23 protein-coding genes are annotated in these 23,536 nt (G+C 45.5%); 6 read left to right on the top strand and 17 right to left on the bottom strand.

The features are described from left to right. Positions 1–172: 172 nt before the first annotated feature. From ACHUFN_RS11095 to ACHUFN_RS11040, 12 genes are all read right to left on the bottom strand, one after another. Positions 173–580, bottom strand: coding sequence for a DUF4112 domain-containing protein (locus ACHUFN_RS11095; RefSeq protein WP_394222442.1), 408 nt, complete (start codon positions 578–580; stop codon positions 173–175). Between the two features lie 134 nt (positions 581–714). After that, positions 715–1,794, bottom strand: coding sequence for a ferrochelatase (hemH, locus tag ACHUFN_RS11090; protein WP_394222441.1), 1,080 nt, complete (start codon positions 1,792–1,794; stop codon positions 715–717). A 237-nt stretch (positions 1,795–2,031) separates the two neighbouring features. Then, positions 2,032–3,633 (bottom strand): AbgT family transporter, encoded by a 1,602-nt coding sequence (locus tag ACHUFN_RS11085; protein ID WP_394222440.1) that lies wholly within the window; start codon positions 3,631–3,633, stop codon positions 2,032–2,034. A 293-nt stretch (positions 3,634–3,926) separates the two neighbouring features. Then, positions 3,927–4,808, bottom strand: a complete 882-nt coding sequence (hflC, locus tag ACHUFN_RS11080) for a protease modulator HflC (protein ID WP_394222439.1) — start codon at positions 4,806–4,808, stop codon at positions 3,927–3,929. Positions 4,809–4,813: 5 nt separating this feature from the next. After that, positions 4,814–5,965, bottom strand: coding sequence for an FtsH protease activity modulator HflK (gene hflK / locus ACHUFN_RS11075; protein ID WP_394222438.1), 1,152 nt, complete (start codon positions 5,963–5,965; stop codon positions 4,814–4,816). A gap of 67 nt (positions 5,966–6,032) precedes the next feature. Further along, entirely contained in the window at positions 6,033–7,322 is a 1,290-nt protein-coding gene (hflX, locus tag ACHUFN_RS11070; protein WP_394222437.1) for a ribosome rescue GTPase HflX, read from the bottom strand. Between the two features lie 17 nt (positions 7,323–7,339). Further along, positions 7,340–7,588, bottom strand: coding sequence for an RNA chaperone Hfq (hfq, locus tag ACHUFN_RS11065; protein ID WP_014951092.1), 249 nt, complete (start codon positions 7,586–7,588; stop codon positions 7,340–7,342). A 78-nt stretch (positions 7,589–7,666) separates the two neighbouring features. Continuing rightward, complete coding sequence (miaA, locus tag ACHUFN_RS11060; protein ID WP_394222491.1) at positions 7,667–8,560, bottom strand: tRNA (adenosine(37)-N6)-dimethylallyltransferase MiaA; 894 nt, start codon at positions 8,558–8,560, stop codon at positions 7,667–7,669. 43 nt (positions 8,561–8,603) lie between these two features. Next, entirely contained in the window at positions 8,604–10,457 is a 1,854-nt protein-coding gene (gene mutL / locus ACHUFN_RS11055; RefSeq protein ID WP_394222436.1) for a DNA mismatch repair endonuclease MutL, read from the bottom strand. 95 nt (positions 10,458–10,552) lie between these two features. Next, entirely contained in the window at positions 10,553–11,902 is a 1,350-nt protein-coding gene (locus tag ACHUFN_RS11050; RefSeq protein ID WP_394222435.1) for an N-acetylmuramoyl-L-alanine amidase, read from the bottom strand. Between the two features lie 85 nt (positions 11,903–11,987). Continuing rightward, positions 11,988–12,470: a tRNA (adenosine(37)-N6)-threonylcarbamoyltransferase complex ATPase subunit type 1 TsaE gene (tsaE, locus tag ACHUFN_RS11045; protein WP_394222434.1), complete on the bottom strand. Its 483-nt coding sequence runs from the start codon at positions 12,468–12,470 to the stop codon at positions 11,988–11,990. A gap of 73 nt (positions 12,471–12,543) precedes the next feature. Beyond that, on the bottom strand, positions 12,544–14,043 hold the full coding sequence (locus ACHUFN_RS11040) for an NAD(P)H-hydrate dehydratase (RefSeq protein WP_394222433.1): 1,500 nt from the start codon (positions 14,041–14,043) through the stop codon (positions 12,544–12,546). A 6-nt stretch (positions 14,044–14,049) separates the two neighbouring features. Here ACHUFN_RS11040 and queG point away from each other — a divergent pair, with 6 nt between their 5' ends. Continuing rightward, positions 14,050–15,192: a tRNA epoxyqueuosine(34) reductase QueG gene (gene queG, locus ACHUFN_RS11035; protein WP_394222432.1), complete on the top strand. Its 1,143-nt coding sequence runs from the start codon at positions 14,050–14,052 to the stop codon at positions 15,190–15,192. Here the strand turns inward: queG and ACHUFN_RS11030 are convergent. From ACHUFN_RS11030 to nudC, 3 genes are all read right to left on the bottom strand, one after another. Then, complete coding sequence (locus ACHUFN_RS11030) at positions 15,189–15,800, bottom strand: hypothetical protein (RefSeq protein WP_394222431.1); 612 nt, start codon at positions 15,798–15,800, stop codon at positions 15,189–15,191. The genes queG and ACHUFN_RS11030 overlap by 4 nt on opposite strands. A 24-nt stretch (positions 15,801–15,824) precedes the next feature. Continuing rightward, positions 15,825–16,916 (bottom strand): uroporphyrinogen decarboxylase, encoded by a 1,092-nt coding sequence (gene hemE, locus ACHUFN_RS11025; RefSeq protein ID WP_394222430.1) that lies wholly within the window; start codon positions 16,914–16,916, stop codon positions 15,825–15,827. Positions 16,917–17,184: 268 nt separating this feature from the next. Further along, the gene (nudC, locus tag ACHUFN_RS11020; protein ID WP_394222429.1) at positions 17,185–18,018 is read right to left on the bottom strand and encodes an NAD(+) diphosphatase; all 834 of its coding nucleotides are present in this window, start codon (positions 18,016–18,018) and stop codon (positions 17,185–17,187) included. Between the two features lie 160 nt (positions 18,019–18,178). Between nudC and rsd the strand changes: the two genes are divergently transcribed. The 5 genes from rsd (at position 18,179) to ACHUFN_RS10995 (ending at position 21,335) form a co-directional block, all read left to right on the top strand. Further along, positions 18,179–18,643, top strand: a complete 465-nt coding sequence (gene rsd, locus ACHUFN_RS11015; protein WP_394222428.1) for a sigma D regulator — start codon at positions 18,179–18,181, stop codon at positions 18,641–18,643. 34 nt (positions 18,644–18,677) lie between these two features. Further along, the gene (locus ACHUFN_RS11010) at positions 18,678–19,151 is read left to right on the top strand and encodes a transcriptional repressor (protein ID WP_394222427.1); all 474 of its coding nucleotides are present in this window, start codon (positions 18,678–18,680) and stop codon (positions 19,149–19,151) included. Then, the gene (locus tag ACHUFN_RS11005; RefSeq protein ID WP_014951104.1) at positions 19,141–19,605 is read left to right on the top strand and encodes a chemotaxis protein CheX; all 465 of its coding nucleotides are present in this window, start codon (positions 19,141–19,143) and stop codon (positions 19,603–19,605) included. The genes ACHUFN_RS11010 and ACHUFN_RS11005 overlap by 11 nt, the downstream gene beginning before the upstream one ends. Next, a complete protein-coding gene (locus ACHUFN_RS11000; RefSeq protein WP_394222426.1) occupies positions 19,595–20,032 on the top strand; it encodes a secondary thiamine-phosphate synthase enzyme YjbQ in 438 nt (145 codons plus the stop codon). Before ACHUFN_RS11005 ends, ACHUFN_RS11000 begins: the two co-directional genes overlap by 11 nt. Before the next feature lie 100 nt (positions 20,033–20,132). Then, positions 20,133–21,335: an OmpA family protein gene (locus ACHUFN_RS10995; RefSeq protein WP_394222425.1), complete on the top strand. Its 1,203-nt coding sequence runs from the start codon at positions 20,133–20,135 to the stop codon at positions 21,333–21,335. Positions 21,336–21,500: 165 nt separating this feature from the next. Here the strand turns inward: ACHUFN_RS10995 and dnaB are convergent, their stop codons facing one another. Together dnaB and ACHUFN_RS10985 are read right to left on the bottom strand one after the other, a co-directional pair. Beyond that, positions 21,501–22,886, bottom strand: a complete 1,386-nt coding sequence (dnaB, locus tag ACHUFN_RS10990; RefSeq protein WP_014999870.1) for a replicative DNA helicase — start codon at positions 22,884–22,886, stop codon at positions 21,501–21,503. A gap of 114 nt (positions 22,887–23,000) precedes the next feature. Continuing rightward, entirely contained in the window at positions 23,001–23,471 is a 471-nt protein-coding gene (locus tag ACHUFN_RS10985) for a hypothetical protein (protein ID WP_394222424.1), read from the bottom strand. Between the last annotated feature and the right edge of the window lie 65 nt (positions 23,472–23,536).

Below are 23,536 nucleotides of genomic sequence, written 5' to 3'. Positions count from 1 at the left end.
CGACTTCAGTATAGAAAACGATTGGTATTTTATGACTTAATTTATTGATTAAGAGGCGCAGTCGATTGCTACCTTGCACGATGTGGTTAAGCGGGGCCTTTGCGCCGCCGTAACTAAGCTATTCTAAAGACCTACGGGTTAGTGCCACTAGAGTGATAGAAGGTGTAGGCACTTAGCTATTCTCGCGCTCCCACTGAGCAAGTTTCTCTTGGGTGGCGGCATCGACATTTGCTTTGTTTTCGCTTATCCACCAGCGTTCCATTATACGCACGTTCTTTTGGTTCGCTTTATAGAATATATCTACAATGTCCCCAACAAACGGAACAAAGCCCAACCCAAAATCGATGGCCGAGTTTTTTACCATTTGCGCAATAAGAGCTTTTGGCATACCTAGCGATTTCCCCAGCCACACAATGCGCAATGACACAAACAACATTAGCGCGTCACCAGCCCCAGGGATAAGGCCAACAAGGGAATCTAGGCCGAATTTAATGGGAATAAAAGGAAGCTTGATAGCCGTGTCGAGCAAGTTTGCGAGTTTCTGTGCTTTAAGTAACGCTTTCGGTGCTTTTACATCCACGTTGTAATCTCCCTTTAAAAAGTTCGGTTAACCCTTGGGCTCCACTTTACCTGCATTGCGTTCTATTTCAGCGCACTGGTTTTCAAAGTGCTCTTTTCCAGAGCACTATTTGAGGTACGCTATTTTCCTAAACGTTATTTTTCAGCGCCTAGCGCTCTTGCCAAACCAGCGCGTAAGCCGTTGTCCGATTCTACCGTCCACCCGTGAAGATTTTCTTGCACTATGTCAAACAGCACATCAATGTGTTCTTTGTCGCTATTTAGCGCGGCGATATATTCGTAGCGCTCACCGCCTGCCTCCATAAAGTACTCGCGATTTTCCTCGCCAATTTCCTCAATGGTTTCCAGACAGTCAGCTGAAAAGCCAGGGCACATCACCTGTATGGATTTCACCCCTTTTTCAGGTAACGACTTTAACGTTTCATCAGTGTAAGGCTTTAACCATTCTTCTCGACCAAAACGAGATTGGAAAGTGGTCATATACTCATCGTGCGACAAGCCAAGCTTTTCAGCAAGCAAACGCGATGTTTTATGGCATTCACAATGATACGGGTCGCCGTTCATCAAATACCGCTTAGGAATGCCGTGATAAGACAAAATTAGCTTATCTGCCCTACCGTGAGCCTCCCAATGGGCCTTCACTTTATTAGCAAGAGCCATAATGAAATTGTCGCGATCATGGTAGTGGTTTACAAAGCGTAACTCGGGTAGCCAGCGGCGTGTGGTAAAGTCTTTTGCAATGGTATCGAAGGTTGAGCCTGTTGTTGAAGCGCTATATTGAGGATAAAGAGGCAGCACGACTAGCTTGCGTACGCCTTTTGCCAGCATGGCTTCTATGGTATCGCTTATAGCTGGGTTTCCATAGCGCATGGCAAAATCGACAACAACATCGTCACCATACTTCGCTTTACAACGCTCAGCAATCGCCGATGCTTGTGCTTTAGTTATCGCCATTAATGGCGAACCTTCTTCAGTCCACACTGTAGAGTAGGCTTCTGCAGAACGCTTTGGCCGAAAATTCAAAATAATACCGTTAAGTACAAACCACCAAATAGCCTTTGGCACTTCAACCACACGCGGATCAGAAAGAAATTCTTTAAGATACGGGCGCAAGGCCTGCTTGGTTGGTGCTTCTGGAGTGCCCAAGTTAGTAACCAGAACCCCAATTTTGTCAGGTTGACCGTGGCTAAAACCCTTGTTTGATTTGTATTTCATGTATTCATAGTCCAAAGAGTACTGCGCTATATCCGTATTATACTGAATTACCTTACATTGTGATCTTCAATGGTGCCAAAAAAGAGAGATTGTCTTCATAGATTTTAGGCATTAAAAAAAGCGGTAGCTGCTTAAGAGTAGATTTCAAAAACAGTTACCGCTTTTTGTTAGCCCCAGCTCAGGTTGCCGGGGTTATCTCATTAATAGATGGATGGATAAATTGGCCTTTATTTGAAACTAGGGTTGATAGTAAGTGGCCGCACCTGGACCTACCGGCATACCTAGTAAGAACACCCATATATAGAATAAAATAGTCCAACCCACGATGAATACCATTGAATAAGGCAGCATCATCGCGATGAGCGTCCCCATGCCCAAGTCTTTTTTGTATCGCGCCGCCATCGCCAAGATAAGGCCGAAATAGCTCATCATGGGGGCAATAACGTTAGTTACCGAGTCACCAATTCGGTAAGCAGCCTGAATAACTTCAGGTGCATATCCAATAAGCATTAACATAGGCACAAAGATAGGTGCAGTTACCGCCCATTGCGCAGACGCACTGCCTAGCGATAGGTTAACCACCCCACACATAAGAATGAACAGAATAAATACGGCTGGGCCATCTAAGCCCGCGGCTTGTAACAGTGCAGCACCTTTTACCGCCAGTACCGTGCCCAAGTTAGTCCATTTAAAGAACGCGACAAACTGCGCTGCAAAGAAAACCAAGGTGATGTAAAGCCCCATCGCTCCCATGCTTTTTGACATCGCATCGATAACGTCTTTATCATTTTTCATCGACTTCGTAACTTTGCCGTAAACAAAGCCAGGAATAGCAAAGGTAATAAAAATAAACGCGACAATACCTTTCAGGAACGGAGAGCCTGCTACTTCACCTGTTTCAGGGTGACGCAAAATACCATTTTCAGGCACAACCGTTAGCGCTAATATTGCGCAAACAGCGGCGAATGAAATGCCCGCCCAACGCAAACCTTTCTTTTCAAGGTCAGTTGGTGCGTCCATCGACTGCTTACCTAAGTCAATCGAGGCGTCAGCAGGGTCGAATTTACCCAGCCTTGGCTCCACAATTTTCTCTGTTACCAGCGCGCCCATAGTGGCTACCACAAAGGTGCTGATAAACATAAAATACCAGTTTACTTCTGGGCCAACCATGTAGTCTGGGTCTATCATGTGCGCAGCCGCTTCGGTAATACCCGACAATAGCGGGTCAACTGTACCCAATAACAGGTTTGCACTATAACCGGCAGAAACACCAGCAAACGCAGCAGCCAGACCGGCAAGCGGGTGACGCCCTAATGAGTGGAATATCATGGCTGCGAGGGGAATTAACACTACGTAACCAAGCTCTGAAGCCGTATTTGAAACAATACCCGCAAAGACGATAGCAAAGGTAACTGCACGCTTAGAAGCATTCATCACAAGCGCGCGCATTGCCGCTGACAGCAAACCAGAGTGCTCTGCAACCGACACCCCAAGTAACGCAACGAGTACGGTACCAAGCGGCGCAAAGCCGGTAAAGTTAGTCACTAGCCCTGTAACTATTCGCTGCAAACCTTCTGCGCTCATAAGCGATATGACTTCTATCATACCGTCTTCTTCACGTCCTTTTGCGCCCACTGGTCGCGGATCAGCCACCGCAATATCGAAATAACCTAATATTCCACTTAGCACCACAATAAACAGTGAAAGCAAGGCAAATAGTGTTACCGGATGTGGAAGTAAGTTTCCTAACCATTCCACTGTTGTGAGAAATCGCGAGAATAACCCACCTTGTCCGCCCCTATCATCGGCAGACACTGTATTCGTATTTTCCGTTGTCAAAATCTTCCCTCTGTCGTTTATTGACGTCTACTACATCAAAGTAAATGCTGGGAAGGCATCAACTTTGTACATAAATAGCGACGTGTTTTAATAGTATTCAGACGGTATTTTACCCGATTTAGTAAAATTTTGGCAGTATATAGGGTAAGTACGAGGTTAATCCCGTTTACACATATCCATAACTGCCCTGCTATTTTTTAGATATAGCGCATCATTTCAAACTGTTAGCTTGAAGAATGACACAAAAAAGCCAGTCTGAAGACTGGCTTTTGGATTTGAAAATCGATCGCTATTTAATTGCCTTTCGACTGATTCATATACTTAAAGAAGTCACTATCAGGTGCAATTACCATCACATCTTGCTTGCTGTTGAAGCTTTTTTTGTAGGCATCCATGCTGCGTAGGAAGCTGTAAAAGTCAGCGTTCTTTGAATACGAATCAGCATAAATTTGCGCTGCAATTGCATCACCTTCACCGCGCAGCTGACGAGCGTTACGCTCAGCGTCAGCAAGCATTACCGTAACTTTTGCGTCTATATTCGCCTTAATCACTTCCGCTTGCTCTTGACCTTCTGAACGGTGTTCACGAGCCACTGCTGCACGCTCAGCGCGCATACGCTGGAAGATTGAGTTACTGACCTCAGTCGGTAGGTTAATTTGCTTCACGCGCACATCAACAATTTCGATACCAAGTTCGTCTGAAGATGTAGATGCTTGCTCCATTGCCTGATTCATAAGCGCCGAGCGCTCACCAGAAACAATTTGCGCAATAGTTCGTGTACCAAACTCAGAACGAAGACCGTTGTTTACTTTCTGCTTAAGTAACGCTTCAGCTTGCAGCTTATTACCACCAGTTGACAGGTAGTAGCGTGCAAAATCATCGATGCGCCATTTAACATATGAGTCTACGATAAGGTCTTTTTTCTCACTCGTCACGAATCGATCAGGCGTGCCGTCAAGTGTTTGAATACGGGCATCTAGCACTCGTACCGAGTCAATGAACGGAAGTTTAAAGTGAAGACCTGGCTCAAACACCCTGGTTTCACCCGTGGCTTCGTCTCGTTGCACTTTACCAAACTGAATAACTATGGCTCGCTCGCCCTCTTTAACTGCGAACAGAGAACCTGATGCAAGCAGAACAAGAAGAACGAATGCTGCAATTAATAAATTCTTCATTATGCTTATCTCCCTTCTCTGAAGCTGTCACCACGCAAACCCGAAGTCGGCGATGAATTGCGACTTCTGCCGTTAGCATCTGTCACTGGTGCCTGAAGGCCTTCTAACGTGTTACGTGAGCGACTGTTAGTTGTCGACTGCTGACGCTCCATAATTTTATCTAGAGGCAAGTACATCATGTTGTTGCCGCCTTTGCTGTCCACCATAATTTTGCTGGTATTGCCCAACACTTCTTCCATGGTTTCCAGATAGATACGTTCACGAGTAACTTGAGGCGCGCGCTCGTATTGAGGAAGTAATTCTTCAAATCGTGCAACTTCACCCTGCGCTTCTAGCGTTACACGCTCTTTGTACGCTTGTGCCTCTTCGTTCATACGATTCACCTGACCACGTGCACGAGGCTCAATTTCTCTTGCATAGGCTTCAGCTTCACGAATGAAACGTTGCTCATCTTCTTGTGCAGCAATAGCATCATCGAACGCATCTTTTACTTGCTCTGGTGGACGAGCGTCACGGAAGTTCATATCAATGATAGAAACACCCATGTTGTAGGGTTCTATAATCGCTTGAAGCTCTTCCCATACTCGTTGACGCGTTACTTCACGACCATCTGTCAGTACGTCATCCATTTTAGAATGACCCACTACGTAACGAATAGCACTGTCTAGAGATTGGCTAAGGCTTTGCTCTGGACTTTCAACGGCGAATGTCCAGCGATATGGATCAACAACGCGAAATTGCATTTCCATTTGAACGCTTACTACGTTCTCGTCTTCCGTTAACATTGATCCAGAAGATGACTGATCACGAATTGACTGCACGTCAACAGGAATAACAGAGTCAATAAAAGTGGGGGCCCAGCGTAGACCTGGTTCTACTTGCTCATGATATTCACCGAAGCGAAGCACTACGCCGCGTTCTGCTTCACGAATAGTGTAAAAACCACTAATAAACCAAATAACGACAAGTAGGCCTACAAGAATACCAGCACCGATTCCGCCTAGGCTTTTGCCCGAGCCATCGCCGTTGCCACCTGATTTTCCAAACTTACCGAATAAGTTCTTAAACACATCGTCCAAATCTGGGGGACCTTGTTCCTTCCCACCGCGATTCTTCCACGGGTCGTTATTATTGCCACCCGGCTCATTCCAAGCCATGCTGATACTCCATAGATTACTGTTATATTTTTGAATTTCGCATGCTCAATTCAGTGACTAGCACTGATTAATGTCGCACAACATACTCTGATATTCCGTTTTCCAGACGCTTTTCTAGTCTGTTCCAATCAGCTGCGGGCATTCTTACGTTAACTACCCAATCGCCCTGACTGTCATATTCTTCACTAGCAATACAGTTTAGTTCGTACAACACACCGCGCAATCGACTTTGTGCAGGCGGAATTTTAAGTGTGTAATTTACCATACTTTTCCCTAAACACTCGGTCAAAGCTTGGCTTAACAATTCCGTCCCTTCGCCTGTCTGTGCAGATAACCACACTCTAACTGGCACGCCTTCGTCGTTTCTTTCTATACGGGGCTTTACGTCGTCTAGTTTATCAATCTTATTACAGATTAGTAATTGTTGAATGTCACCCGCTTCAATTTCTTCAAGAACATCATTCACTTCATCCATGGTTTCGCGATATTTAGCATCGGCAATGTCCACAACGTGAAGCAGTAAGTCAGCTTCTTGTGTCTCTTGAAGTGTCGCTTTAAATGCAGCTACTAGGTCGTGAGGAAGATGACGAATAAAACCTACTGTGTCGGCCAAGATAGCTGGGCCAACATCTTTTAACTCGATTTTACGTAGCGTGGGGTCTAACGTTGCAAACAACTGATCGGCAGCGTAAACGTGTGAGTCGGTAATGGTGTTAAACAGTGTCGATTTTCCCGCATTCGTATAGCCAACTAAGGATACCGTTGGAATTTCAGCGCGTTTACGAGAGCGACGTCCCTGCTCACGTTGTTTTTGCACTTTTTCCAATCGACGAAGAATGGCTTTTATACGACCACGAAGTAAACGACGGTCTGTTTCTAGCTGTGTCTCACCCGGACCGCGAAGACCGATACCACCTTTTTGACGCTCAAGGTGAGTCCATCCCCGGATAAGACGAGTTGAGATATGTCTCAACTGTGCTAGTTCAACCTGAAGCTTACCCTCGTGCGTTCTTGCGCGCTGCGCAAAAATATCGAGAATGAGCCCCGTTCTATCTAACACCCGGCATTTACACACTGCTTCTAAATTACGCTCCTGAGAAGGAGAAAGCGCGTGGTTGAAGATAACAACATTAGCATCGTGAGCTTTCACGGCCGTTGCTATTTCCTCTGCCTTACCTGAACCAACGAAAAACTTCGCATGAGGTGCACTGCGAGAAGTCGTAATGACGTCTACCGCATCCACCCCTGCAGAAGACACAAGTAACTCTAGCTCACTTAAGTCTTCTTTATTGTTCTCGTCGGAAAAATTTATATGAACAAGTACAGCCTGCTCACCGGCTTCATAACGGTCAAACAAGCGCGTTACCTTTTAAATTATTCACCTTTAGTATTTTCAGAGTCTCCTGCGCTAGGCATTGTGATAGCGCGTGCTGGAACAACAGTAGAGATTGCGTGCTTGTACACCATTTGGCTTACTGTGTTCTTCAGTAAAATGACGAACTGGTCGAATGATTCAACCTGCCCCTGAAGTTTAATTCCGTTTACCAGATAAATTGATACTGGTATACGTTCCTTACGCAAAGCGTTCAAGAATGGGTCTTGTAAAGATTGCCCTTTAGCCATTTGATATCCTTAGTTTTTATTATTTGTGGTAGCAATGTTACTACCACTGCACGTCTAATATATACCACACTCAAACACTTAAAGTGTGACTTTTGCTGTAATTTTAGTCAAATTATCGTTAGCAAATGTGTCCAACCAAGTAACATGCTCCCAACCTCTCAACCACGTGAGCTGGCGCTTAGCAAGTTGTCTTGTAGCAATGATGCCTTTTTCACGCATTTCAGCGTAGCTTAATTGGCCATCAAGGTACTGCCACATTTGCCTGTACCCTACAGAACGTATAGAAGGTAAATCCTCATGAAGATCACTACGTTCGTAGAGTTTTAATACTTCTTGCTCGAACCCTTGCTCAAGCATCATATCGAAGCGAGTCGCAATGCGTTCGTGCAAAACAGATCTGTCAGTTGGCGCAATAGCAAATTGTGCAATGTTGTAAGGGCATTTTTCACCCTCTTGTTGCTGCCAATGCGTCAACGTTTTACCGGTGCTTCTGTACACTTCCAGTGCACGAGTAATGCGCTGTGGATCATTGGGGTGAATTCTCTCACCACTAATTGGGTCTATGCCACGCAATTCATCGTGTAATTTAGACCAACCCAAGCGCTGCGCCTGCTGTGTTATTTCGTCCCGAATCTTTTCATCTGACTTAGGTAGTGGCGAAATTCCATTTATCAAGGCATTAAAGTACATCATTGTACCTCCAGCCAAAATTGGGACTTTACCGCGCCCTAAAATATCGCCAATAAGCGCATTGGTGTCGTTAACAAATTGCGACACCGAATAGCTTTCCACCGGGTCGATAATATCGATGAGGTGATGAATAGTCCCAGCGCGCTCTTCAAGCGAGGGCTTCGCCGTTCCGATATCCATACCTTTATACACTAAGGCGGAATCGACGCTTATCACTTCGCAATCGACCTTGGAAGCTATATCAAGTGCTAAACCCGTTTTGCCCGATGCTGTAGGGCCCATTATTGCTATTACAGGTAATGCAGAATTTATGCCATTGGACACCTTATTCTCCCCATACGTTTAGCACTAAATTTAAGGGGCGCACTGTAGCAAATTGCTCAATAATTTCCCATTGTTTAACTTCGTTTTGCTGATCCAACCAGTACCACAGCGCATTTAGCACTTCATCATCTAAAATTTGATCAGGCAACTCCAGCGCTTTTAGCACATCATCGAGGGTAGTTATTTGCGTATTCGGCTTCAGCGTGAGGAAGTACTCAAACCACTTTAACCACGGAAAATGCCTAGTGCCTGCCGGAACTTGCTGTAAGCGGCATTTACCCGCAACTCTATTAACTTCAAAGTGCGAGGCATTAAGTGTTGAAATAAGTTGTTCAGAGACGTCTTCAAGAGGAACTGCAACTGGCATTAACAGCGGCTGGCTATGTTGCGCTTTTAAAAATAGTTCTTTCAGCCAGAAACTTACAACCTTTTTCGCACAAAGTAGGTAAGCATTGTCTAGCTTAGGATAAATTCGACAATGCGATGTAAGATTCACATGCGCAAGGTTAGGAATTGGAGCGCTGTCACCGTCTATTGTGTTGCTGTTTGGCGTCATTAACGCATTGTAGCTCGATTGATATGCTGCACTTGGACCTCGACTCTGCCTTTGAGCATTACCACTGGTTCGCCCACTTCCAGCACCTCCCGAAGGTGTGGCGCTAGTGTGCCCTGAATATGGGCTGTGAGATTGCGAGGTGTGCTGCGAAGTATGTGCAGAAGGATATTGCGCGGTTTCATTTAACGCGCGTGTAGTATCGGGCGTTTGACTTTGAAGAGGCCTAATGTAATCGTGTTCAACCTCAGTATTCATAAAGCCTGTTGGGCGGCTTGCTTCAACGCCAGTTAAAGGCTGGTCATCTGTCATGGCATGTAGTGCGTCGCTTACCGTCTTACATATAAAGTCATGCACCAAGCGACCTTGCTGGAACCTCACTTCATGTTTAGCTGGATGCACATTAACGTCAACATCTTTCGGGTTAACTGTCAGATACACCACAAAACTTGGCTGCTCTATTACGCCCCAAACACTCTCATACGCTTGACGAATAGCATGCATGATAAGTTTGTCACGCATACCTCTGCCATTAACGAAACTGAACTGACAATCGTTGCTACTTCGCAGCATCGCTTCATTGCCTAGCCATGCATCAATTTGCAGGCCCTCATATTCCGTATTAATTTGCACCGCATTTTGAATAAACTTTTGCCCCACGACTGCGCCAATTCGCGTTGCTAAACTGCCTTGTCTGTCAGCAATAAATCGCCTTGCAACCTTGTCGTTATGTTTTAAAACAAACGACACCTTGGGGTAACTTAAGGCTATACGCTTGATCACCTCTTCAATATGCTGAAATTCCGTTTTTTCTGTGCGCAGGAATTTGCGACGTGCAGGGGTATTGTAAAACAGGTCGGCTACATCAATCGTCGTTCCAACGGGGTGAGCTGCAGGTTTTATATTTACCGCCATTTCTCGGCCTTCGCAGTATGCCTGCCAGGCCTCAGTTTGATATTCCGTCCGCGATGTAAGCGTTAATCGACTTACCGAGCTAATACTGGCAAGTGCTTCGCCTCGAAAGCCAAGAGAGAGAATTTGCTCTAAATCGTCTAGCGTAGTGATCTTGCTCGTCGCGTGGCGACTCAAGGCTAACTGCAATTCGTTTTTGGCTATTCCAGAGCCATTGTCTTTAATTCGAATGCGCTTGTGTCCGCCTTTTTCAATATCGACCTCTATTTTAGTGGCACCAGCATCTAGGCTATTTTCAAGCAGTTCTTTAACCACCGACGCAGGGCGTTCTACCACTTCACCTGCGGCAATCTGGTTGGCTAATTGAGGAGATAAAAGCTGTATAGGCAAAGGGCTACCCTATAAAATTAACTATATGGTTTAGTGGCGGTCGGAATGTGAGTACACCACAGCAAAGCAAGCAGTGTCTCTTGAAACAGTTGGGCCTATGTTCTAGGAATATTTAACACTTGCCCTACACGTACAATATCACTTGATAAATCGTTAGCAGCTTTAATACTACTCACTTTTACATTGTAGCGCTGTGCTAACAAAGAAAGAGATTCACCGCTTCTCACTTTATGCGTGCGGTTGTTCGCTTTCTCTTGCGCCCACAGTGTACCATCAGGGGGAACTTGCTTGAAGTAGCGCTTTGCTGCATTGAACATGGCATTTGCAAGACGTTCGCGATGTTTAGACCAGTTGAGGTTTTTCTCTTCTTGCGGGTTCGAAATAAAGCCTACCTCCACCAAAATTGATGGAATATCTGGCGCAGTCAACACAGCTAAACTTGCTGCTTGCGGTTTTCTTTTGTGAAGACTGGTTACCTGCTTTAATTCTTCTACCACTTTATTACCAAGGTCGTGGCTTGTGGCCATGCTGTGATCCATAGATAGGCCTAGAATAGTTTCAGTTAAGTATCGCTCGCTCGATTTATCGTTGATGACTTCAGCGGCACCGCCCAACAGCTCTGAATGGCGTTCTGATTTTTCTAACCAACGGCCTAGCTCAGTGTCGGCTCTTCGCATTGATAATACCCACACTGAGCCACCTCGTGGTTGTGGCTGACTAAACGCATCGGCATGAATTGAAATAAGAAGGTCGGCTTTTTTCTCTCTAGCAATTTCAGGACGTCGGTTAGGTGATACATAATAATCGTCTGCGCGGGTCATGATTGCGCGCATTCCTTTCTCACGATTTATCTTATCTTCTAGCTTCTTCGCAATGCTAAGCGTGATATGTTTTTCATACGTTCCTGCGGGGCCGATTGAGCCTGGGTCACGACCGCCGTGGCCTGCATCAATGGCGATAATAATGTCTCGGTCTCGCGCGTTGATTGAATCATCAATAACCACTGAGCCTGTTGACGCCGAGGCTGTTAGCATTGAAGGCGGCTTTGGTACGCTATCAGGCAAATCAATGACCAGTCGATGGCCATACGAACCGTCTGGTGTTATTGCAAATAATGAAGGTTTTGTAGACCTATTTAGTTCAACAACCACCCGTGCAGAGGATTTGTTTTTTGGTGTGGAATAGCGCAGTTTTTTAATTAAGTCACCGCTATTCTCTATACCTGATAGCTTGGTAGCGTTGCTAGTATTACTAAGATCGATAACTAAACGGAGCGGATTTTTCAGCGTAAAGTAGGTGAAGTCAGGTGCTGATTTCATATCGAAAACAACGCGAGTATTGTCCGGCGACGGCCAAATCCTGACCCCGTCGATGTTATTTTGCGCGCCGTGAGCCAACTGCACCACGAAACACAATAATAGTACCGAAACTATACTGCGCACCATAATTAGCCTTTGTATTGTTGTTATGTCGCTCTCGTCAACTTCGGAGCGGCTATTTGTTCAATTTCTCTAACACTTCTTTTGCGCGCTACACGCGCTTACACTGCTGGAGTAACTTAGCGCCATGGGCACTTTTGGCGTCTAAATTAAACTGTCTTCCAGATGGTGTAATATTTATACTAATCACTAAGTCAGGGGATGCCAAGTATTCCCCGCCTTTTTCAGACCATTCAATCAGTGCAATGGCACCCGAACCGAAATAATCTCTAATGCCCATAAACTCTAGTTCTTCAGGGTCAGCCAAGCGATAAAGGTCAAAGTGGTAAATATTGACGTCATTTAACTCATAAGGTTCAACCAATGTATAGGTTGGACTTTTAACGCTACCTGAATGACCTAAAGATTGGATAAAATAGCGACTAAAGGTTGTCTTTCCTGCACCTAAATCGCCATTTAAATAAATAACGGCATCGGTAGGTAGCTGACTTGAAACGGCTTGCGCTAAGTCTTTGGCAAGCTGCGCGGTATCTTCTAATTCATTAGCAAAAAAAGAGGTTTGCGGGTAAGACATCAACAATATTCCACAGTAATAAAAAGCCGAAAACACAGTAGATGCCTGCCCGTTTAAGACAAAACCACGCTAATTAGTGGTTTATGAGTGCTCGTACTGCGTCAAACAAATCACTCGCTATCATACCACGTTGACCATACAGTTGGGCAATATCATCACCCGCCTTAGCATGAAGTACTACGCCATATTTTGCGGCGATATCGGTTTCTACGCCCTGAGCGAGTAGTGCGCCTAATATTCCGCTTAGCACATCGCCGCTTCCTGCGGTGGCCATTCCAGGGTTTCCATGGCGGCAAACCCATGTTTTCTTTTCATTATCAATTAGCGTACCCGCGCCTTTAAGCACACAAACGGCATGATACCGCTGCGAGCACTGTCTTGCATAATTGAAACGATCGCTTTCTACATCGTCGATGGATACACCAAGTAGGCGTGCTGCCTCACCTGCATGCGGAGTTAAAATGCTGTCTGACAAGGTGTACGCTGTCGACTGTTTACATAATAAATTTAAAGCATCGGCATCAATGACCACCGGCTTGTTTTGACTTTGACAGTGCTTCATTGTGGTTTCAAATGCGCTCTCTGCCCAGTCGTCCTGCCCAAGACCCGGTCCAATGACTACGCACGTTGCCCACGCTAGTGCATCTTCTAAATTATAGTCGGTTACCATGAGTTCGGGGCGCCCTGCGCTAACCTGAACGACAGACGACTCATGCGTGTAGACGCGCACCATGCCTGCTCCGCTTCTCAGCGCCGCTTCACTCGCTAGGCGAATAGCCCCTGAAGTACCGCGGTTTCCGCCAATGCATAACAGCCGTCCATAGGTGCCTTTGTGGCTATTTATTTCTCGTGGCCCCATGCCTTTGAAATGGTCAATATTAAGCATGGTTACGCTGGCTTTCGCCAATGCATGAAATGCTTTGCCAATCCCCAAATCTGCATATACCAACTTACCGCACGACTGTTTTCCCGCGCCCGTTACTAGTCCGGGCTTAATACCCACAAATGTCACGGTGATATCGGCCTGAACGCAGCGACCTAAACTTTGCCCAGTATTGGCATCTAGCCCAGATGGTACATCAACGCTCACAACAGGTGTAGATGATGCATTAACTGCATCAATAACATCGGCAAATTCATTGCGAATATAGCTATTAATACCCGTTCCAAGAAGGGCATCAATCACCACGTCTGCTTTTTCCAACAAACTAGCATCAAACCCTTTGATGCTGCCGCCCGAGTCGAGCCAACGTTGCTGTGCTTTGCCCGCATCGCCCTCTAACGTGCGTTCAGGCTCTACCGCACACAAATGCACTTGCTTACCCGCTAGTTTCGCGTTTATCGCTGCAATATAACCGTCGCCCGCATTGTTACCCTGCCCCACGAGCACCAAATAAATGTCCGAGTTAGGCATTAGCTCTAAGCATTGCTTAAATACCACATCTCCCGCCCGCTGCATCAATGTGAACATATCACAGCCCGAGTCAGCGGCCGCTTGCGCTTCATTTTCCCTAACCTGATCGGCCCGAAATAGTTTGTATGATAAACTTGACGTTAGTTGAGTATCTAGCATAAGCAAATGTCCGAAATTAGTTCTATCGACCTTGTTGAATTAACCAACAATATCAAGGCTTGGGGTACAGCGCTAGGCTTTCAGCAGGTTGGCATCAGCGATATTGATCTACATCAGCATGAGGCCCGCCTGCAGGAATGGTTAGACAATGGGTATCACGGTGACATGGCCTTTATGGAAAGCCATGGGATGAAGCGTGCACGCCCGGATGAGCTTGTCCCGGGTACGTTGCGCGTTATTAGCGTACGCATGAATTACTTGCCGCCTGATGCTTCGTTTGCAAAACACTTAAAAGCCACAGAAGTTGGCTACATAAGTCGTTATGCTTTAGGTCGCGACTACCACAAGGTGTTGCGCAAGCGCTTGAAACAATTAGGTGAAAAGATCACTGCTTCTCTTGCGCATACCCAATACCGTCCCTTCGTCGATTCGGCACCTGTGCTGGAACACGCTATTGCGGAAAAAGCAGGTATTGGCTGGACTGGCAAACATAGTCTTACGCTAAATAAAGAAGCCGGCTCTTGGTTTTTCTTAGGCGAACTCTTTATTAATTTACCGCTGCCGGTCGACTCTCCAATTGAAGAAGGCTGCGGTAGCTGTACGGCGTGCTTAACGATATGTCCAACCAACGCCATTGTTGCACCTTACAAGGTAGACGCGCGCCGCTGTATTTCATACCTTACTATTGAGTCAGATAAAGACATTCCCGAAGCGTTAAGGCCAATGATGGGTAACCGCATTTATGGTTGCGATGATTGTCAGTTGGTTTGCCCTTGGAACCGCTTTGCCGACGTCACCAATGAAGAAGATTTTCATCCAAGACAAGTGCTTCACGGCCAGAGTCTGAATACGCTTTTCAGTTGGTCTGAAGAAACGTTTCTGCGCAATACAGAGGGCTCACCTATCAGGCGTATAGGCTTTGAAAAGTGGCAACGCAATATTGCCGTGGCTATGGGAAACGCGCCGTACAATGAAAAAAGCGTTTTTTTGTTAGAAGAACGGCTAGGCTGTGTCAGTGATTTGGTAGACCGACATATAAACTGGGCGCTTGACCGTCAAAAAGAAAAGCAGCGCGCTATTGAAGATAAAAACAGACAGCAAGAGCGGTTAATCAGAGTGATAGAAAAAGGTTTACCTAGGGATGCTTAACCCGCAGATGCCACTTCTTGTTTAGCGTTGGTCTGAACTTCACTGTTGTCTCGTATTCTCGCAGTGGGATGCGAAGGGGTCGCGAAAGAAACATTAAGCTTAAGGCCACGTTGCGCTACTTGCGTAGTTACAACAGGCGGGCCAAATTGCCACCATGGCTCTTGTTCCAGCGCTTCAATCATCAATGACAGTTCGCTTTCAGAACCGTCGTACTCGCCAGTAATAAGGCAACGCCCGTTTTCGCACTTTACTGAGTCCAAAATAAAGCGTTCATTATTCGGAGACAAAGCGAAAAATGTATTTAGCGAACCTTCCGTTTCAGAATAAAGCATTACCGGCGCGGCACCATCGTCGTTCAAAAATTGCACTGGACGCGTATCCACCGCATTCGCTTGAGTAAGATTTTCCTCACTTTCATTCGATATGAGCTTTGCGGCAGGTTTGATTACTTTCAATTCACTCGTTTCCGTGGCGCGAGAGCGCGCTAACACGTTGGTTAGTCGCTCTTTATCTGCGTTAGATTCGCTGAGCTGATGCTGGTAGCCAGAGAATTTATACCCTGCTATCAACGCAAACGCTACCAGCAACAACACAAGCCACGTTTTCATTGGACTTCCTTTATTGAAGTATGCTTACTTGTGATATTGCTTGCTAAGCTCGTGTACCGCATTGACGAACACACCTGCATTTTCAGGGGGCACATCTAAATGAATACCGTGACCTAAGTTAAATACGTGGCCACTACCTTCACCGTAACCTTCCAAAATCGTCGCCACTTCCTGCTCAATTCTTTGTGGTTGAGCATACAGCATTGAAGGGTCCATGTTACCTTGTAGCGCGACTTTGTCACCGATACGTGCACGTGCTTCTTTGATATCAATTGTCCAGTCTAGACCTACAGCATCGCAACCTGTCGCTGCAATAGATTCAAGCCACATACCGCCATTTTTCGTGAACAAGGTTACAGGTACTTTACGGCCTTCGTTTTCACGGGTTAGCCCACTTACGATACGCTCCATGTATTGAAGCGAAAATTCTTTATAGTCACGAGGAGATAACACGCCACCCCAGGTATCAAATACCATGACCGACTGCGCGCCTGCCGCGATCTGTGCATTTAAGTACTCAGTTACAGAGTCAGCGAGTTTTGCTAAAAGCGCGTGAAGCGTTGCTGGCTCGGCAAAAGCCATTTTCTTAATTTTGGTGAATGCTTTGCTAGAACCGCCCTCAATCATATAGGTGGCGAGTGTCCAAGGACTTCCAGAAAAGCCAATTAGCGGTACTTCACCTTTTAATTCACGGCGAATGGTGCGAACGGCATTCATTACATATTGCAATTCACCTTCTGGATCGGGAAGACCAATCTTATCCACATCCGCTTTACAGGTAATAGGGTTTTTAAAACGTGGACCTTCGCCAGTTTCAAAGTATAAGCCAAGCCCCATTGCATCTGGAATGGTAAGAATATCAGAAAACAAAATAGCCGCATCAAGAGGAAAACGACGTAAAGGTTGCAGCGTTACTTCACACGCCAGCTCTGCATTTTTACAAAGCGACATGAAATCGCCTGCCACTGCGCGAGTCGCTTTATACTCTGGAAGGTAGCGTCCGGCTTGTCGCATCATCCATACAGGTGTGACATCAACCGGCTGCTTAAGTAACGCACGTAAATAACGATCGTTCTTTAACGCGGGCTTATCAACACTGGGGAAATTTTGCGACATATAACTCACCTAAATTACTGAAGATATTAGAGCGCGAAAGTATATCAGTATTCTTACCTAAGGTGTGCTAAAACCTGTACTAAAAAATCAACGATTTAACGACAAATCGACGTACTGTCGATTATTAAAGACAAACATTACTTGATTATCACTTTAAAAAGTAACTTGCACTTAAAGTGAGTGTTTGCTATTACTATAAGCGTTAAAGAAAAGAAGCCCAACACGGGACCGTGCTAAACTTATTGAAACCCTGCTTCGGCAGGGTTTTTTATTTGTTGCCGATCAGAGACACTGTTTTTGCAATAAGCTGTCCAGCAATAGACACTTTTGGAGGAATGTTGGGAAGTTTATCTATTTCGAACCACTGTGCATCGTCTATTTCATCCTCCTGACAGCGAATCTCCCCTCCATCATACTCTGCAATAAATCCAACCATAAGAGAATGAGGAAATGGCCAAGGCTGGCTGTGGTAATAACGCAAGTTTTTTAGCTTAACCCCCACTTCTTCGAAGACCTCTCGATGCACGGCTTGCTCTAGGCTTTCACCGCTTTCCACAAAGCCCGCCAGGGTTGAATACATATTAGCTTCTCTATGACGAACGCCTTTTGCCAAGAGGATCTTTTCATTGTTATGGATAGCGACAATGATACAGGGCGATACTCTAGGATAGCTGCGGTGTTGACATCGGTGGCAATGCATAGCCATTTCCCAATCTACACGCTCGGTTTTGGCACCACACTGGCCACAATACTGATGAGTACGCAAGAAATGAATGTACTGCCACGCTCTGCCTATCACCGAAAACGCTATATCGTGTTCAGCGAAAAGTAATTGCCTAAGAGAAACGCGCTCCCAACCCGGTTCGTCTATATGTTCTGCGCCTAAATCAACAACGAAAACAGGCATGTCTCGCTGCGCCGTTTCGTTTAATGGTGGAAGCTGGTGAATGTCATCTACATAAGAGGCTAAAAACGGTATATCGCTTAAATAGGCGACAGGAATTGAGTCTGATGATTCTTGTATGACTATTTTTCCACGACTAAAAACCACCCATAACGCTTGCTGGGTTGTCAATTTCGTCTCATCTAGCTTTATCATCATAACGCAGTACTCCTGTCTATAAGGGCTTCATACTACACTAATCCACAGGGTAGTGATCGATACCGTACATTTTGTAAAGAACTTTTTCGCGCAAAATTTGTGTCGCTAGTGCACAGTGTTATACTAAAAATTATTGTCGCTAAACGGGTAGCACATCAAAATGTTGCAACAGTTAGAAAGCGTTAAATCAAGGTGGGGTGGAAAGAGCCAGGTCATCGACCGCTGGCTGATGGACAGGCAAGCTCTATTAGTTTCGTTCTGTGAGCTAGCAGGCATTACTAAGCACAGTGAAAGCTTACCTGACGCCGATGAGATTGCTAATTTTTGCAGTGCATTACTTGATTATCTTTCAGTAGGACATTTCGAAGTTTTCGACATTTTAGTGGAAAATGATAGCGAAGGTCTTGCGTTAAGAGACGAACTTTACCCCAGATTGACAAAAACCACTGACGCAGCACTCGCATTTAATGATACGTTTGCAGAAGCAGTAACGCCTGAGCAGGCCGCTGATTTCGATTTAGCGCTAGCCAAGCTCGGTGAAACATTAGAAGAGCGATTTGCCTTGGAAGATGAGTTGATAGCTCATGTGCACACAAAAAAACGTGATCCAGAAGTGACGCTTTAATATAACAATGAAAGTCGAGTTACGGTTATCATCAATGAATAAAACCACACTAATTCATAAGGCACGTGCTTATTGCGAGCAACGCGGTGCCCGATTCACACCGCTTAGAGAAAAGGTGTATGAAATTCTTGTTTCAAAACACGGCCCCATGGGTGCCTATGAACTGCTCGACTCATTAAAAGAAACTGAGTCTAGTGCCAAACCAGCGACAGTGTATCGCGCTCTAGATTTTCTTCTCGATTTTGGGTTTATTCACCGATTAGAGTCTACTAATGCTTTTGTCGCCTGCTACCATTTTGGATGCAGTCATCCCGTTCAGTTCCTAATTTGTGACAGTTGCGGTGATGTTGCTGAAATTCAATCTGAAGGGCTTAAAGAGACGCTTGATCATCAAGCAAAACAACACGGATTTAAGGTGTCGAAACAAACGATAGAGGCTCATGGCTTATGCGCCGAATGTCAACAAACGGAAGATCACACTGCCAAGGAGAGTGTACATGAATGCTGATTTTGTGAACCCGTTTATTGCTGGCTTATTGAACGTGCTAGAGACAATGGCACAAACTAAACTTACGCCAGGAAAGCCAAAACGCAAGCAAAGCGATATCGCAAAGGGCGACGTATCAGGTTTAATTGGCATGGTTGGCCCAGATGTTCGAGGCTCAATGTCTATTACATTCGATGAATCGTTAGCACTTACTATTATGGAAAGAATGGTAGGCGAACGACCAGAAAAACTGGATGCTGAAGTCGGCGACATGGTAGGCGAAGTCACTAACATGATATGCGGTAACGCAAAGCGCGACCTTGCAGAGCGCGGATACGAATTTGGTATGGCAACGCCTATCGTTGTGTCAGGAAAGCAACATACCATTAGCCATCAAGTCGACGGAGCAAAGATTATTCTTCCATTTATGTGCGACGAAGGGTTAGCACATTTGGAAATTTGTTTTGACAAATAATTTCTGGCAGTCTGAAAAAATTACATTAGACAGCTATCCAAGGGGGTTCCACCTCATCACTCAGCATGTGGAATCAGCCTTGCCAAGTATTCGTCGTGTTGAAGTCGGGCTTTTACACCTTTGGCTTCAGCACACCAGTGCAAGTTTGACTATAAACGAAAATGCTGATCCTACGGTGAGGCACGATATGGAAGCCTTCTTTAATCACAGCGTGAAAGAAGAACTTTCTTTTTTTAGACACACTTACGAAGGTAAAGATGATATGCCTGCCCACTTAAAATCAAGTATATTGGGCTGTCAACTTACCATCCCTGTCCAGCAAGGCAAACTTGCTCTTGGTACATGGCAGGGCATCATGCTTGGCGAACACCGAGATCATGGTGGAAGACGTACCATCATTGCCACATTACAAGGGATCGCAGCCTAGCCCATATTATAAATGGCACAGTCTGTGCAGGCGTTTACGCTTAGCACAACAACAAATTATCAAAAATCGATAATCACTCAACGTTAAACAGGATGTGACTATGAAACAACACTTCAAAATGGCAGCGCTATCTCTTGCTGTAATTTCATCTACCAGTGCTTTTGCTCAAGACTCTTCAGAACCAGCATACAAAAACTGGATTGGTTTGTCTGGCATGTACTACAACACCGATGATTCTCGTCCGCTAGCACTCACTGAAGGCGGCGTTTACGATGATGGTCAAGGTATCACTGGAGAGTACGGTTTCCGTTTCACACAAAGCTGGGCGGCGCGTATTGAAATTACGAAGTTAGATCTTGATTACGGCTCAAACCAAGAAGCTGACGGCGAAATGGTTGGTGTTGATGCACTATATTTCTTGCCAAACGATGTATGGTATCTATTTGGTGGTGTTAAGCGTCAAGCCGTAGGCGAGTCTACGACCCTTGGTAACATTGGTATTGGTAAGCACTGGGATATCCACGAAAGCGTTAAGTTAGTAACTGAAATTGCGACATATCACGACTTCGGCGAAGACTACAATGATTTCAGTGTTAAGGTTGGTCTTGCTATCCCATTTGGTAAATCAACACCTTCTGCACCTAGAGACAGCGACAACGATGGCGTTGTAGATGGTAAAGACCAGTGCCCAATGACACCAGCGGGTGTTCGTGTTGACGCGACTGGCTGTAGCATCGATGACGACAACGACGGCGTACTTAACAGTGTTGACCAGTGTCCTAACACGCCAGCCGGAACGCGCGTAGATGCAACAGGATGTGCGATCAAAGTTAAAGACTCTGACAACGACGGCGTTGAAGACAGCAAAGATATGTGCCCTGACACACCTGCTGGCGTAAAAGTTGACGCCAAAGGTTGTACAGTGTTTGATGAAGAGACAGTAGAAATTACACTACGCGTTCTATTCGACAACGAAAGTGCTGTGGTTAAAATGCCTAGAGATCCAGAAATTTCTGAATTCGCTGAATTCATGAAGCAGTATCCGTCAACAACTGCAGTAATCGAAGGTCACACGTCAGCACCAGGTACTGAAGCATACAACATGGACCTTTCTAAGCGTCGTGCTGCTAACTTCAAAGAAGTGATGGTAGACATGTACGGTATCGATGGTTCTCGTTTAGAGACAATCGGTTATGGTGAATCTCAGCTTCTAGACCCAGCTCAAAACGCTGAAGCGCACCGTGTAAACCGCCGTATTTCAGTAACAGTGAGAGACACTGTTAAAGTAGCTGAAGAAAAATAATTCATAACTAATGAATTGAAAAAGGCGCTGAAAGGCGCCTTTTTTATTGCTTAAATTTCAATCTTGTAAGTCAAACCTGAATAGGCGGTTAGTGTTAGTATTGAGAAATATGAAAGATACCGAAGGTTCTTGATGGCACCTCTTTGCAATTAGGTGAACCGTGCTTTAGTACTCGTCAGCAATAGCTGGGCCTGCGTAATTATCGAAACGCGAGAACTGCCCTTGGAAGGTCAATCGGCACGTCCCAATAGGGCCATTACGCTGTTTACCAATGATAATTTCTGCGATGCCTTTGTATTCACTGTTTTCGTGATACACCTCGTCACGGTAAATAAACATAATAAGGTCGGCATCCTGCTCGATTGAACCTGATTCACGAAGGTCAGAGTTAACCGGGCGTTTATCTGCACGCTGTTCTAGAGTACGGTTTAGCTGCGAAAGCGCCACAACGGGCACTTCAAGTTCTTTAGCCAACGCTTTCAGTGAGCGAGATATCTCCGCGATTTCAAGCGTACGATTATCGCTTAACGAGGGTACGCGCATCAGCTGAAGGTAATCCACCATAATAAGACTTATACCGCCGCGTTCACGGGCCAGCTTTCGAGCACGGCTTCGCACATCCATAGGCGTAAGACCTGACGAATCGTCTACGAAAAGACTGTCTTTGTCTTTAAGCATGGCCATGGTATTTGAGATACGCGCCCAATCTTCATCGTCTAACTGCGCGGTACGAATTTTGGTTTGATCCACTCGGCTAAGTGATGCCAGCATACGCATCATGATCTGTTCCGAGGGCATTTCAAGACTGAAAACAAGTACTGGCTTATCTTCCGCCATCATGGCGTTTTCAATCAAGTTCATGGCGAAGGTTGTTTTACCCATCGAAGGACGGGCTGCCACAATGATGAGGTCTGAAGGCTGCATACCGCTGGTCATTTTATCCAAGTCAGTAAAGCCTGTTGTGACACCGGTAACCTCTTTATTGGTCTTTACCAATTCCTCAAGACGGTCAATGGTTTTTCCTAGAATAGACTCAACATCACGAGGCCCTTCATTTTCTCCTGTGCGGCGCTCGGCAATTTCAAATACTTTGCTTTCCGCCAAGTCGAGAATATCTGCACTGTCTCTGCCTTCAGGGTTATAGCCCACTTCAGCAATTTCATGGGCAACGCCGATAAGTTCACGCGTGATTGCGCGCTCACTAATAATTTGCGCGTAAGACACCACGTTTGCAGAGCTTGGGGTATTTTTGGCAAGTTCCCCTAAGTAAGCGAAACCACCTGCGTCTTCTAGCTCGTCGTGTTTTTCCAGCTCTTCTGACACCGTAATAAGGTCAATGGGCTGACTACTGTTGAGCAAACGCGTAATTGCACGAAAGATAATTTGATGGGAGCGATTGTAGAAATCGTTATCGGTTACAAGCTCTGCGACCTTGTCCCAGCTCTCTGGGTCGATAAGCATGCTGCCTAAAACAGATTGCTCAGCCTCAATGCTATGAGGTGGAACCTTCAATTTCTCAACATTTTTATCGTTTTTAGACGCAGACGCCACGAATGAACCTATACCAATGCACAAAAGTCAGTTGGATATTATGCGCTTTTACTGCCCATCACTCAACAGACGAAGCAGCTCTTTTATCTCGAAAGCGCAAAAAGGCAGCAGTGTTTAAAGTGTTTTTTCTAGCTTTAAAAAGGTCCCGTCGACCATCGTGTATGTGTTGCTATTCTCTTGAAAGACAAGCGTAGAGCCAATGTTTGCTAGACCATCAACACAAGACAAACTGACCTCGGTAATGCTGTCTTCACTGAAGCCTAAGGAAGATGGTGTCGCTTTGAAAGCGCTGTAGAAATCGTCGTTACTGATACTCTTGGTTAAATAAATAGGTGACTCGCACACCGCTTGATCTAACTTTGCCAACTCCGGGGAATAGGTCATTGAGCGGCCCAGAAACTGTTCTGACGCTGATGAAGAATGCGCCGACACTCCAACGCTGTAAGCTTTAGTCACCACCCATGTCCCTTCATAATAGGCTGACTCTTGAACCGCGCAGCCTAACGTTAACGCGCATAATCCAAAGGCACCTATAATAAGGCTATGAAAGCGCCAAAACCTTTTGACGTGTCCTACAATACTCAATTTTCTCTCCATGCAAAAAAATAATAGAAAAAACAATTAGTTTAACGTGATAAACAAAGGTAAAG

It is taken from the genome of Alteromonas gracilis, from assembly GCF_043642145.1.
Taxonomy (GTDB): domain Bacteria; phylum Pseudomonadota; class Gammaproteobacteria; order Enterobacterales; family Alteromonadaceae; genus Alteromonas; species Alteromonas gracilis_B.
This window is presented reverse-complemented; position numbering and strand designations above follow the sequence as displayed.

What these genes read in the sequence shown, in the direction of transcription:
- hflK (WP_394222438.1), bottom strand. Translation starts at nt 5,965, where the DNA reads ATGGCTTGGAATGAGCCGGGTGGCAATAATAACGACCCGTGGAAGAAT.
- tsaE (WP_394222434.1), bottom strand. Translation starts at nt 12,470, where the DNA reads ATGTCTTACCCGCAAACCTCTTTTTTTGCTAATGAATTAGAAGATACC.
- ACHUFN_RS11005 (WP_014951104.1), top strand. Translation starts at nt 19,141, where the DNA reads ATGAATGCTGATTTTGTGAACCCGTTTATTGCTGGCTTATTGAACGTG.
- ACHUFN_RS11040 (WP_394222433.1), bottom strand. Translation starts at nt 14,043, where the DNA reads ATGCTAGATACTCAACTAACGTCAAGTTTATCATACAAACTATTTCGG.
- ACHUFN_RS11030 (WP_394222431.1), bottom strand. Translation starts at nt 15,800, where the DNA reads ATGAAAACGTGGCTTGTGTTGTTGCTGGTAGCGTTTGCGTTGATAGCA.
- ACHUFN_RS11050 (WP_394222435.1), bottom strand. Translation starts at nt 11,902, where the DNA reads ATGGTGCGCAGTATAGTTTCGGTACTATTATTGTGTTTCGTGGTGCAG.
- miaA (WP_394222491.1), bottom strand. Translation starts at nt 8,560, where the DNA reads ATGGGCCCTACAGCATCGGGCAAAACGGGTTTAGCACTTGATATAGCT.
- ACHUFN_RS10995 (WP_394222425.1), top strand. Translation starts at nt 20,133, where the DNA reads ATGAAACAACACTTCAAAATGGCAGCGCTATCTCTTGCTGTAATTTCA.
- hfq (WP_014951092.1), bottom strand. Translation starts at nt 7,588, where the DNA reads ATGGCTAAAGGGCAATCTTTACAAGACCCATTCTTGAACGCTTTGCGT.
- ACHUFN_RS11010 (WP_394222427.1), top strand. Translation starts at nt 18,678, where the DNA reads ATGAATAAAACCACACTAATTCATAAGGCACGTGCTTATTGCGAGCAA.
- hemH (WP_394222441.1), bottom strand. Translation starts at nt 1,794, where the DNA reads ATGAAATACAAATCAAACAAGGGTTTTAGCCACGGTCAACCTGACAAA.
- hemE (WP_394222430.1), bottom strand. Translation starts at nt 16,916, where the DNA reads ATGTCGCAAAATTTCCCCAGTGTTGATAAGCCCGCGTTAAAGAACGAT.
- hflC (WP_394222439.1), bottom strand. Translation starts at nt 4,808, where the DNA reads ATGAAGAATTTATTAATTGCAGCATTCGTTCTTCTTGTTCTGCTTGCA.
- queG (WP_394222432.1), top strand. Translation starts at nt 14,050, where the DNA reads ATGTCCGAAATTAGTTCTATCGACCTTGTTGAATTAACCAACAATATC.
- nudC (WP_394222429.1), bottom strand. Translation starts at nt 18,018, where the DNA reads ATGATGATAAAGCTAGATGAGACGAAATTGACAACCCAGCAAGCGTTA.
- rsd (WP_394222428.1), top strand. Translation starts at nt 18,179, where the DNA reads ATGTTGCAACAGTTAGAAAGCGTTAAATCAAGGTGGGGTGGAAAGAGC.